Raw genomic sequence first — 11,847 nt, 5'->3', positions numbered from 1 at the left:
ATACTGTATGTCTTATATTTCTCGCTTAAACGCTTACTGTTCTTATTAGGACAATCCAGGCGTTAATACTTGAAATATAATGCCAGTATCGTATCTGTTGAAATGTATGAATCCATACGTTATAATACATACTTTGCTTATATTTCTAACATTTGAGGTGAGACGCTCGATAGAATTTTCTGAGCGTTTTTGCTCCGTGGAGGGGACACTATGAAAGCTGCAGACGTCCGCCACATTTTGGATACGATTGGAGATTTGTTTCCGGATGCACATTGCGAGCTGAATCACAGTAACGCTTTTGAATTGACAATAGCGGTGCTGCTGTCAGCCCAATGTACGGATGCAACGGTGAACAAAGTGACCGAGGACCTGTTCCAAAAGTACAAAGCCCCCATCGATTATATTTCTGTGCCGCTGGAGGAATTGGAGGGCGATATCCGGCGCATCGGCTTATATCGTAACAAAGCTAAGCATATCCAAAGCCTGTGCTCTATACTCATAGAACAGTATGGCGGAGAAGTGCCTGAGGCACATGACTTGCTTGTAACGTTGCCAGGAGTAGGTCGTAAAACCGCTAACGTAGTAGTATCCAACGCATTTGGAGTTCCTGCCATTGCTGTGGACACTCATGTGGAGCGGGTTGCTAAACGACTTGCATTGGCAGGCTGGAAAGATTCTGTGCTGGAAGTGGAGAAAAAGCTGATGAAGGCTGTGCCACGTGATGAATGGACGCTCACGCATCACCGGCTAATCTTTTTCGGACGATATCACTGTAAGGCTCAGAATCCAAAATGTCAGGTTTGTCCGCTCCTTGATGTATGTCGAGAGGGCAAAAAACGTATGAAAACGGCTGTCGTCAGGAAAGCTAAAGATCATACGCCAAAAAGTTAAAAGTTAGAGTTGAAGAAGAGGATGGGATAGAGATGAAATGCATTTCTGTATACACAGATAATTTTGAGGTATTCTCGGATATTTTTGACCGCGTAGTGGAAAGCCCGCTGGAAGAAAATGAAGAGCAAGAAGTAGAGGGCATTACGATCAGTCATTCCGGTGATGTGCCTGAGCACTATCTGGAGCGTATGTCTGTAAAACCAGAGGTTGTCGTAATGAGAGACAAATCTCGTGGATTGACTATTCTGCAGCACGGAAAAGTTTTTGAAATTCTGTTGCCTGTTTTGGAAACTGCATAATTGAGAAGTGACCTGAAATGGAGTCGGCCCTTGGGGCTGGCTCCTTTTTTATTGAATATCCTTATATTTCTACGAGAAACGACTGTTGGCTTTACAGGACGACAACCTCGCTTCTTTTTTGGTATCATTTCGTAGGAGATGATAGGTTATTTTGTAAGTAGTGTGTATTTAATTTGTGTCAAACTGGTGATAAACTGTAATTATTATTTATAAAAAATGTTCCGCGCTAAAGTTCAGAAATTGCACCTATATAAGTTTTGCATAAAAAAGAGCTTAAATCAGTATTCATGAATGGATTAAGATCAGTGCATGATTAGAAGGTAACTGTGGAGGTGGAATGTCTGTGGGTGCGGATCGGGTTAGAATTCAGAGAGAGACATTAAGTGAAACAGCATCGCTGCTTTCCCGGCTGAAAGATTTAATGCGCCACTGGGGCGATGAGAGTGCTGAACGAATATATGAAGATTTACAAAATAAAGAGGGTGGGAATGAACTGACCCTTGCTTTTTGTGGGCATTTCTCGGCAGGGAAATCCAGCATGATTAATCTTTTATGCGGCAGCTCAGTGTTGCCTTCCGGACCTGTGCCGACTAGTGCCAATATTGTTTCTATTCGTAGCGGGGCTCCACGAGTGCTTATCTATCCAAGGGTTGAGGGAAGTGAAAATGAATCTACCCCTGTAGAGACAACACCAGAAAGATTACAGGAATATTGTCGAAATGGCGGAGAATATTCCGCGATTGAAGTCTGGAATGAGATTCCTCTTCTAGGGAAGCATGGTGTTCTATTGGATACGCCTGGCGTAGATTCGACGGATGATGGTCACCAGGCGGCCACTCGTTCCGCGCTGCATTTAGCTGATGTCGTCTTTTATGTTATGGATTATAACCATGTACAGTCAGAGAATAATTTGGCTTTTGCCAAAAATCTTAGTGACTGGGGCAAACCGCTCTATCTTATTGTTAATCAGATAGACAAGCATAGAGAACAAGAAATTTCCATTGAAGAATATAAACGCCAGCTTGAAAATGCTTTTGAGCAGTGGGGGATTCATTGTGCGGGGATTCTGTTTACCTCACTCAAAATGAAAGAGCACCCGCTGAATCATTGGGATAATCTGCTGAACCTTATAACAGAGCTGTTGGAGCACAGGGAACAATTGCTTCAATATAGCTTGTCACGTTCCATTCATCATACAGCAGATTCTTCGCTAACCGCGTTCCGTGAAGACCAGCAGGAGGAACGGGAAACTTTTTTAGCTGAGCTAGAGGGTGCAGAGGTTACAGTTGTGATGGAAGAGCTGAAATCGCTGGAAGAAGAGAAGGCACTGCTTGAGGAGCTGCCTCAGCAATCACGAGCTAGCCTGCGAAGTGATCTTGATGCCTTACTCAATAATGCTAACTTAATGCCTGCGGATGTTAGAGAGGCGGCAGGGAGCTATGTGGAGAGTGTCAGCCCAGGCTTCCGCTTAGGTTTGTTCTCTACAGCCGGACGGCGGGAGAAGGAACAAGGCAAACGACTGGATGCCTGGCAAGGATTACTGGTCCGAGAGGTTTCCGCTCAGCTGGAATGGCATCTGATTCAGCTGGTACGTCAATGGGCGGAGAATCTCGGACTGTGGGCAGAGGAGGCAGAGACGACTCTGAAGCAAGGGTTCCCGGCTGTGAGCCAGGAATGGCTGGCGGCTGCAGTTAAGCCGGGAACGGGGAATAGCGGCGAGGCGCTGCTCAATTTCTGCCGCACACTTGCGGCAGATCTGAAGAGCCAATTCCGCCGCGCTGCGCTGTTAGTTGGCGATGAGCTGCTGGCGAAGCTGCCATCGCTTATCGAGGAGCAGCGCGCGGAACTCCAGCGCCGCGATCAGGCCCTTACGCGGCAGGCGAGCGCTGCCCGCGCGCTAGCCGCCCTGGACCGCGCGGCTGACGCCCGCGCGCACGAGCTAGCGGCGCTGCTGCCGCCGCGCCGGACCCTCACCCCCGGCATCCTGCCGGAGGTGAGGGTCACCCCGCGTGCGGCTGCGCAGAGCGCCGCACCGCGGGAGACCCAGCCGCGCGAACGCGCCGCGGCTGGAAGTGCCGCCGCCGCAAGCTGGGCGGCGGGAACGGCTTCGCCGGCGGGCGGACGCCGCCGGCTCTCGGCAGCCGCTGACGCGCTGGCGGCTGCGGCAGAGCTGCTGCGCCGCGAGCCAGCGATGGCATCGGCGGCGCGCAGTCTGGCCGCACGGGCGGAGGATCTCGCCGGCGGCCGCTTCACCCTTGCGCTGTTCGGTGCGTTCAGCGCAGGCAAATCTTCCTTCGCCAACGCTTTGCTCGGCGAAGAAGTACTGCCCGTGTCGCCACACCCTGCCACGGCCGCAGTTAACCGCATATTGGCGCCGGAAGGAGACTTCCGCCATGCCAGCGCGGTTGTAACGATGAAGAGCATGGCGGATTTCTGGGATGACATCTGCCATTCCTTCAGCGTGCTGCAGCTTGGAGAGCCGCAACAGGATACGTGGACAGCAGTACTTGCGAGCCTGCCAACACGGGGAATTCACCCCTCTGCGCTGCCGCATGCAGGATTTCTAAGAGCCGCAGCATCCGGTTGGGCTGAAGCTGAGCCGCTATTAGGAACGGTGCGGACGGTTGATTTGGATGAATATCGAAACCTAGTTGCGGAAGAGACCCGGGCTTGCTTCGTGCAAGGGATTGACCTATATTATGCCTGTCCTTTGACGGAGAGCGGGATTGTGCTCGTAGATACACCAGGAGCAGATTCACTGCATGCACGCCACACTGGCGTAACCTTTAGTTACATGAAAAATGCGGATGCGATCTGTTTTGTGACCTATTATAACCACGCCTTTTCGAAGGCGGATCGCGGCCTCTTGGCCCAGCTGGGCCGCATTAAAGACAGCTTTTCTCTCGATAAAATGTTCTTTATTATTAATGCCTCCGATCTCGCTTCAAGCGAAGAAGAACTAGATGAGGTTAAAGCACATGTCGTTCAAAATCTGCGTGCCGGAGGTTTGCGGTCTCCGAGAATCTATGCTTTGTCCAGCTTGCTTGCTCTAGAAGCTAAAACTCAACATAATCACGATCTTTATGAAACCTCCCGCTTCAATGAATTTGAGCAAGCATTATCCAGCTTTGCTGGTGATGAGCTTCCACAGCTTTCACTTAACGCAGCTGCTGAGAGCATCGCATCGGTTCGGCGCCGGGCTGAGGAATGGCAGAATCTGGCTTCCAAGGCGGCGAGCGAGCGTGAAGCCGGGTTAAAAGAACTGCAGGAAAGGCGGCAGTTCGCCATGAAGCGGTTATCTCTTTTGGAGACTGAGGAACGTCCTAGCAGAGATCTAATTCATGAAAGTGAAGAACTGATCTATCATGTGTGCCAGCGGATTAGCTTCTCCTTCAACAGAAATTTTCAGGAATCTTTTCATCCCTCCTTACTGCGTGAGGATGCAGGGAATTTAAAAGCCATTTTCTCTGCCTGTGGTGCCGAACTAATACGTACTACTCAGCGCGAGCTTGAGCAAGAGCTATGGGCAACAACGCTGCGGCTAGAGGGCACGGGACGCAGGCTTGTACATGAAGCTGCTGAAGCGGCAGCTACAGAGCTACTCTTTTCCACGGAGGAATTTCATCTTATGGAGAATGAGGAGCAGGCTTGGCCATCTCCTAAGGATCTGGAATGCCAGCTTCAGCCTGTGCAGTGGTCCGCTTTATGGGGCCATTTCAAATCCCCGCGTTATTTCTTTGAGGGAACTGGGCGGGAGTTGGTCAAAGGTGCGGCAGAGCCGCTTTTGAAAGAAGCGGTTAATCTTGCAGCGGCAGAGCAGAAGGAAAAATTAATCGCTCATTACGTCGAGAATATCAGCAGAGAATTAAAATCTGCTGCCGAAAGCCTGCAAGAAGGGCTTGCGGAGCAAGAGAAAGCGATGTTAGATCTCCTTAAAGGGGGTGAGACTGCAGATCATTGGGGCCAAATAAGCCACCAATTATCACGTCTAGAACAAACTTTCGTTGATAAAGTCGACAAAGTTCTGTGAAGTTTGTAGGAAAATGTCGAAGAACACTTGCAATCTGGCGTATGATGGATGAAAATAAAGAAGCCTGAAAATATACAATGAAACTGTTACGTTTTCTGAAATTCATAAAAACGAGACAGTCAATTTGCCGAAAGAGGTTGGAATCGACAATGTGGGGAGCTCCTTTTTCAGCTCAAAGCCGCAAGCTGTTGCTGCTGGGCAGCGGGGAACTGGGTAAGGAAGTCATAATTGAAGCTCAACGCCTTGGCGTAGAGACCGTAGCTGTAGACCGTTATACCGATGCACCGGCGATGGGTGTAGCTCATCGTTCACATGTAATTGATATGCTGGATGCAGAGGCGCTGAAAGCGCTGATTCGCTCTGAGAAACCGGATGTCATTGTTCCGGAGATTGAGGCAATTGCCACTCATGCTCTTCAAGAGCTTGAAGAAGAAGGCTTTTTCGTTGTTCCGACGGCGCGGGCGGCTCGGCTGACCATGGACAGAGAAGGGATTCGTCGTCTTGCGGCTGAAGACCTTGGACTGCCAACTGCTGATTACCGTTTTGCGGATAGTCTGGAAGAGCTGCAACAAGCTATAGCCGAGCTAGGTACTCCTTGTGTCATTAAGCCGATTATGAGTTCTTCTGGCAAGGGTCAGAGCGTATGCAAAAGCCCTGAGGATGCAGAAAACTGCTGGAACACTGCTTTGGTTGGAGCGAGAGCTAAAGGAACACGAGTTATCGTGGAGGCTTTTGTTACTTTTGAGAGCGAGATTACTCTTTTGACGGTGCGATCTGTGTCTGGTACGGTATTTTGTCCACCTATTGGACATATTCAGAAGGATGGAGATTACGTGGAATCCTGGCAGCCTCACTTTATGAAGCCAGAGCTGCTTGAAGAAGCGCAATCTATTGCAAAAGCAGTAACGGATCAGCTCGGAGGTTTCGGTATTTTTGGAGTGGAACTTTTTTTGACAGATCGAGGCGTATTGTTCAGTGAAGTGTCACCTAGACCCCATGATACGGGGATGGTCACGATGGCGACGCAGGATTTATCTCAATTTGCAGTGCATGTCAGAGCTATTCTTGGTTTTCCTGTCCAGTCAGTACAATTGCTGACACCTGGTGCCTCAGCTACGCTGAAGGCTGATGGAGAGGGACGAGCCTTTGCTGTGACCGGAATTGGTGAAGCTTTGGAACTGCCTAGGACTCAGGTTCGCGTATTTGGTAAACCGGAAGTTCGTCCTGGTCGGCGGATGGCAGTAGCGTTAAGTGCGGCGGAAGATGTGGAAATCGCGCGGACGATAGCCAAGCAGGCGGCGTCTATGCTAAAAGTGGAGGTATATGAGGATGAACAGTAGTACCATGGCACCTGTACTGGAAATTCGCAAATGCGGCTTGAATGATCTGGAGAGAGTTACAGCGCTTCTGCGGGAATTCGGCTATCCAACAACGCTAAGCGTGATGAAAGAGAGACTGGAAAGCATGGAGAACAGCAATCTCCAATGCACACTTGTAGCAGAGCTGAACAATGAAGTTGTGGGTATGATCGGCCTTAGACAGGTAAGCTCGTATTACAAACAGACAGATTGTATCACTGAGATTACTGCACTTATCGTATCAGAAGAACTCAGAGGAAACGGACTCGGTAAAAGACTTGTGGCCGCAGCAGAAGAATGGGCACGTGAGCAAGGTTGCTGTCAGCTTTTCCTTAGAAGTGGCAACCGCGTAGAACGCGCACCGGCACATGCTTTTTATCGTCATATCGGTTTCGAAAAGACAGCAGGCTATCGCTTTAACAAAGCGTTGCTATAATACTTATAGGTTACCGATCATCCCCATCCCAGCTACGGCGGGATGGTTTTTTTTTGCTCTGGAACTCTTTTTTTATATGTATTTAATATATTAATACCTAAAACTATTTAAATAACTTAACCATAGATGGATTGGTTTGAATCATATACAATAAAATTTATGACATCTAAAACGTTTCCAAAGAGGGATGAGACATGTATAAGCTAGTTCTTGCTGAAGATGAAGAAGACGTTAGGGAAGGCGTTATCGGGCAGATTGACTGGGAGCGTTACGGATTTGAGATTGTCGAGCAGGCGGAGAATGGACGGGAAGCTGCGGATGCCATAGACCGTTTGCTGCCGGATGTGGTAGTTACCGATATCCAAATGCCTTTTATGAATGGACTTCAGCTGGCTGAATGGATTCGTAGTCATCATCCTAACACTAAGATTATCATTTTGACTGGGTATGATGAATTTGAATATGCTCAGAAGGCGATAAAATTGCAAATTGATGAGTATATTTTGAAACCGTTCTCTTCACAGGAATTAATTGAAGTATTGCTTAAGGTTAGAGCCACTATCGAGGCTGAAATTGCAGAAAAAGAAAATGTATTTGTACTCAGTGAGCATTACCGGAAAAGTCTGCCTGTGTTAAGGGAGCAATTTTTATCGTCCCTTATTTCGCGTAGATTGCGTACGGATGAAATTGCTGAGAAAAGCACTGAATATGGCATAAAATTAACGGGACGGTGGTTTCAGGCTTCGGTAATTAGTGTGGATTATATTCGTCCTGAGCGGGAATCTGCTGGGGGTGCAACAGGCGGGCAAATTTCTTTACGAGACACTGGTGAAAAGAATTTACAGCTATTCGCTGTGCTGAATATTGCTGAAGAAATATGCTCGAAGCATGGTTTTGGAAGGGTGTTTATTCATCGTGATGAGGTCGTATTGCTCACAATCCATGAAGAAGGGGAAGAAACTGATATCACTGGAAAGACTTTTGAGCTTCTTGAAGAAATCCGCCAGAACGTACAGCGTTTTCTGAAGCTGACGGTAACGGCAGGCTCCGGAACGGTCTGTTCATCGCCTGCTTTGTTATTTAATTCTTTTGGGGATGCCTTGCAGGCATTAGATTATCGGCTTATTCTCGGCAATAACCGGGTGATCTGGATTGAGGACGTTGAGTCACGTTCCAGCACACTGCTAACCTATGATGAACTAACCCAGCAATCCTTAATCCGGACGATTAAACTAGGTACGGTGCAAGAACTCAAAGAGGTTGTTGAGGAGTTATTTGCCGGTCTTGACGCAGAGCAGGTGTCTACACAGGATTATCAGATTTTTTTGCTGGAGATTTTTACATCTATCCTGCGAGTGGCTAAAGAATCCGGCAGTGAAGCTGCAAAGTATATTGGTTCTGGCATTTCGTCGCTAACTGCCATCAATAAATTTAATAGTATGGCCGAAGCCAAGCAATGGATTATTGCAGTCTGTAGCGGTTTAATGGATACGATTGCATTAGAACGTCAATCTTCCTATAAGCTGCTTATTGATGAAGCTAAAGAATATATACGCAGCCACTATGTTGAATCTGATATTTCCATCGGCAAGGTTTGTCAGCATTTACATATAAGTACCGGCTATTTTAGCAGTATTTTTAAGAAGGAAATGAAAATGACGTTCGTTAGTTATCTTTTGCAAATTAGGTTAGAGGCAGCCAAGGAACTTTTGCGGTCCACGGAGCTGAGGGCTTTTGAAATCGCAGAAAAAATAGGTTTTGCCGATCCTAACTATTTCAGCTTTTGTTTCCGCAAAAAATATGGCCAATCTCCTAAAGAGTATAAAAACAGCTCCAGAGGAGGGTAAAGATGCTGAAGGATAAACCTTATTCCTTTCCTCTAAGACCGCAGCATCCCAAAGGCGGAAAACGTCGGTTGTCCTCCAAGCTCCGAAGCATTCAAGTTACGATTACACTCACTTTTACATCTGTTGCCGTGCTGGTAGCTGTCGTTGTCAGCCTTATGCTGTACAACAAGTTTGCCAAGACCGCAGAAGAGAATGCCAATATGAATATGCAGCAGATCATTGAGCAAGTGAATTACAATCTGGGTCTTTATGTTAAGGGAATGCGCAATATTTTTGAGACAGCGGAGGAGCAGATTACGAATAGCCCTTCCGTGGATTCCGCTTTATTGACGGAAAGAATGGCTATGCTAATGGGGAGCAGAGAGGATCTGGTCTCGGCGGCTGTTTTTACACCACAGGGGAAATATGTCGTGGGAACACCCGGTCAGAAGCTGCGCAGCAACACACAGCTGGAGACTCAGAGCTGGTTTACGACGGCGCAAAGAACATCAGAGCTCTCCTATTCCGCACCTCATATTCAGAATTTGTTCAAAGGTCAATATATCTGGGTCGTGTCTATCAGCAAATTAATTCAATATAAGGAGAACGGAGTCTTAAAAACCGGCATCCTGCTGATGGATTTTAACTTTCGAACCATTGATGAGCTGAGCAAGCAGGTTAAGCTTGGCAAAAGAGGATACGCTTACATCCTCGATCAGCTAGGAAATATTGTGTACCATCCCCAGCAGCAGCTGATTTACGCTGGCTTAAAATATGAGAATGTGGAGCCAGTACTGGAATATGCTTTTCGTAGCTATTTGGATGAGTCTACGGGTGAAAAACGGTTTATCACCGTAAGAACACTGGAACAGACAGGCTGGAAGATCGTGGGCGTGGCTTATTATGATGAGATTGTAACCACCAAACGTGATCTAAACACTTTTTTATCCTGGTTTTTAGCGGTAGTCATTTTATGTGTAATTATTGTATCTGTCTTTTTGTCTGCACGTATTGCCCGCCCTATCCGCAAGCTGGAACGGACGCTTCAGCAGGTGGGCGAAGGGGATCTCAACACCCGAATAGATGTCAGTGGGGCGTATGAGGTGGAACAGCTGTCCAAACGGTTTAACCTTATGCTGCAACGTATCCGCCAACTGATGGATCAGATTATTTATGAACAGGAAACCAAACGTAAAGGTGAGCTTGAAGTACTGCAATCCCAGATCAATCCGCACTTTCTGTACAATACCCTGAATTCTGTGATCCGGCTCGCTGAACGCGGCAAGACTGAGGAGGTAGTCACGATGATTCAGTCCTTATCGAAGTTTTTCCGGATTAGCCTTAGTAAAGGGAATAATATGATTACCGTGCAGGAAGAGCTTGATCATGTTCGTCATTACCTTGTGATTCAGAGTTTTCGGTTCAAAAATAAGTTCCGCTACGAGATCGAGGCTCAGGATGAAGTGCTGCAGTGTCAGACGATTAAGCTAATTTTACAACCTATTGTGGAGAATGCTCTGTATCACGGGATTGAAATGATGCCTGATGAAGGTTTTATTTCGATCCAAGCGGAGCTGAAGGATGATCTTGTCATCATCCGCATTCGTGATAATGGACTGGGAATGTCCGAGGAGACTATGAAGGTTCTTTTAACAGGCGGCAGTAAGAGTATGCATGGCTCCGGGGTAGGCGTTAGAAATGTTAACGAGCGTATTGAGCTGTATTATGGGCGTGATTATGGTCTTTCTTTTGAAAGTGAAATTGAAGAAGGCACTACGGTTACTCTTATCTTCCCGGCACTCGCAGCAGGCGAGGGCAATCCTGGACATGAGGAGGATGAGACATCGGTATGAGAATCGTTCGTTTTTGGCTAACCCTGCTGGTATGTGTGGTGTTATGGACAACCATCACCTCTTGTTTTAATTCGGCACCTAATTATATCAACACGAACAAAACCCGCAATATTCATCTTATTGTAAAAATGAACAAAGGCGACTATTGGAATACAGTTAGATTGGGTGCAGAAGCCGCGGCACAGGAATTTAATGTGAAACTAACGTTCAAAGCTCCGAATGCTGAGAGTGATATTGCGGAACAGGTCAGAATGGTTGAGGACTCCATTAAAGAAAAAGCGGACGTTATTATTTTAGCTGCCAGCAGCTATATGGGACTTGCACAAGTGGTTGATCGGGCGGCATATTCCAAGATTCCCGTATTGTCTGTGGATGCAGAAGTCGGTTCGGCCAGAGTAAGAGCCTATGTGGGTTCAAACGGTTATGAAGCGGGACAAAAGTCTGCAGAAAGACTCATTCAGCTGCTAAATGGATACGGGGAGGTCGGCATCATTAACTTCACAAATTCATCTTTGGGGGCGGAGCAGGAGTCTTCAAACGGCATTGAATATGGTGCTAGGGACGCCGAGGAGCGGGAAAAGGGATTTTTAAATTACGCTGCCCGATATCCGAACATACAGGTAGTAGAGATTTCTTATACCACTTCGAGTATTAGTGATGCTGAAGAGCTGACACGGTTAATGCTGCTGAAACATCCAAATCTTCGCGGGATCGCCAGCTTGAATGAGACAGCTTCACAAGGGGCGGCAAAAGCTATCCAGAGCCGAGGGCTGCATAATATTAAAATGGTTGCTTTCGACAGCTCCCCGTCAATGATGGAGTTGCTGCAGGAGGGTACGGTTCAAGCGACCGTAATCCAAAATCCTTTTAGTAACGGGTATTTAGCCGTAAAACATGCCGTTGAGGTAATCGAAGGAATGGATGTTCCTGAACGTGTCGATACGGGCACTAAACTCATTGATTTGGACAATATGCTGTGGCCTGAGAATCAGAAATTGTTATTTCCCTTCGTCAGATAGTGGACGGTTTATTTTTGAAAAGACGAATGCCATCCTTAAAATGGGAGGTATTCGTTTTTTGGGTTCAGTAGAATTTTTATAAAAGTGAGTAGGATTTTATATTCGAAACCGTTTTCACCTAAGGCATAATATGGA

At 47.2% G+C, this 11,847-nt stretch carries 8 protein-coding genes; all 8 read left to right on the top strand.

Annotation, left to right across the window (positions count from 1 at the left end; all coding sequences use genetic code 11):
• Positions 1–210 precede the first annotated feature (210 nt).
• The 8 genes from nth (at position 211) to MHI25_RS20885 (ending at position 11,712) form a co-directional block, all read left to right on the top strand.
• Positions 211–891, top strand: a complete 681-nt coding sequence (gene nth / locus MHI25_RS20920; protein ID WP_036676333.1) for an endonuclease III — start codon at positions 211–213, stop codon at positions 889–891.
• Positions 892–923: 32 nt separating this feature from the next.
• On the top strand, positions 924–1,190 hold the full coding sequence (locus MHI25_RS20915; RefSeq protein WP_036676334.1) for a hypothetical protein: 267 nt from the start codon (positions 924–926) through the stop codon (positions 1,188–1,190).
• Positions 1,191–1,533: 343 nt separating this feature from the next.
• Positions 1,534–5,220, top strand: coding sequence for a dynamin family protein (locus tag MHI25_RS20910; protein WP_340394168.1), 3,687 nt, complete (start codon positions 1,534–1,536; stop codon positions 5,218–5,220).
• Between the two features lie 149 nt (positions 5,221–5,369).
• A complete protein-coding gene (gene purT, locus MHI25_RS20905) occupies positions 5,370–6,560 on the top strand; it encodes a formate-dependent phosphoribosylglycinamide formyltransferase (RefSeq protein WP_076183965.1) in 1,191 nt (396 codons plus the stop codon).
• Positions 6,550–7,014 carry a GNAT family N-acetyltransferase gene (locus MHI25_RS20900; RefSeq protein ID WP_232061416.1) on the top strand — a complete coding sequence of 155 codons (465 nt, stop codon included), beginning with the start codon at positions 6,550–6,552 and terminating at the stop codon, positions 7,012–7,014. The genes purT and MHI25_RS20900 overlap by 11 nt, the downstream gene beginning before the upstream one ends.
• 194 nt (positions 7,015–7,208) lie before the next feature.
• Complete coding sequence (locus tag MHI25_RS20895) at positions 7,209–8,861, top strand: response regulator (protein WP_076127582.1); 1,653 nt, start codon at positions 7,209–7,211, stop codon at positions 8,859–8,861.
• A 2-nt stretch (positions 8,862–8,863) separates the two neighbouring features.
• Entirely contained in the window at positions 8,864–10,693 is a 1,830-nt protein-coding gene (locus MHI25_RS20890; RefSeq protein ID WP_081383399.1) for a sensor histidine kinase, read from the top strand.
• Positions 10,690–11,712, top strand: coding sequence for a substrate-binding domain-containing protein (locus MHI25_RS20885; protein ID WP_036685687.1), 1,023 nt, complete (start codon positions 10,690–10,692; stop codon positions 11,710–11,712). The genes MHI25_RS20890 and MHI25_RS20885 overlap by 4 nt, the downstream gene beginning before the upstream one ends.
• Positions 11,713–11,847: the final 135 nt, after the last annotated feature.

The organism is Paenibacillus sp. FSL E2-0177 (assembly GCF_037992975.1).
Lineage (GTDB): Bacteria > Bacillota > Bacilli > Paenibacillales > Paenibacillaceae > Paenibacillus_AQ > Paenibacillus_AQ odorifer.
Note: the sequence above shows the minus strand (reverse complement) of the source record. Positions and strands in the feature narration are given on the sequence as shown.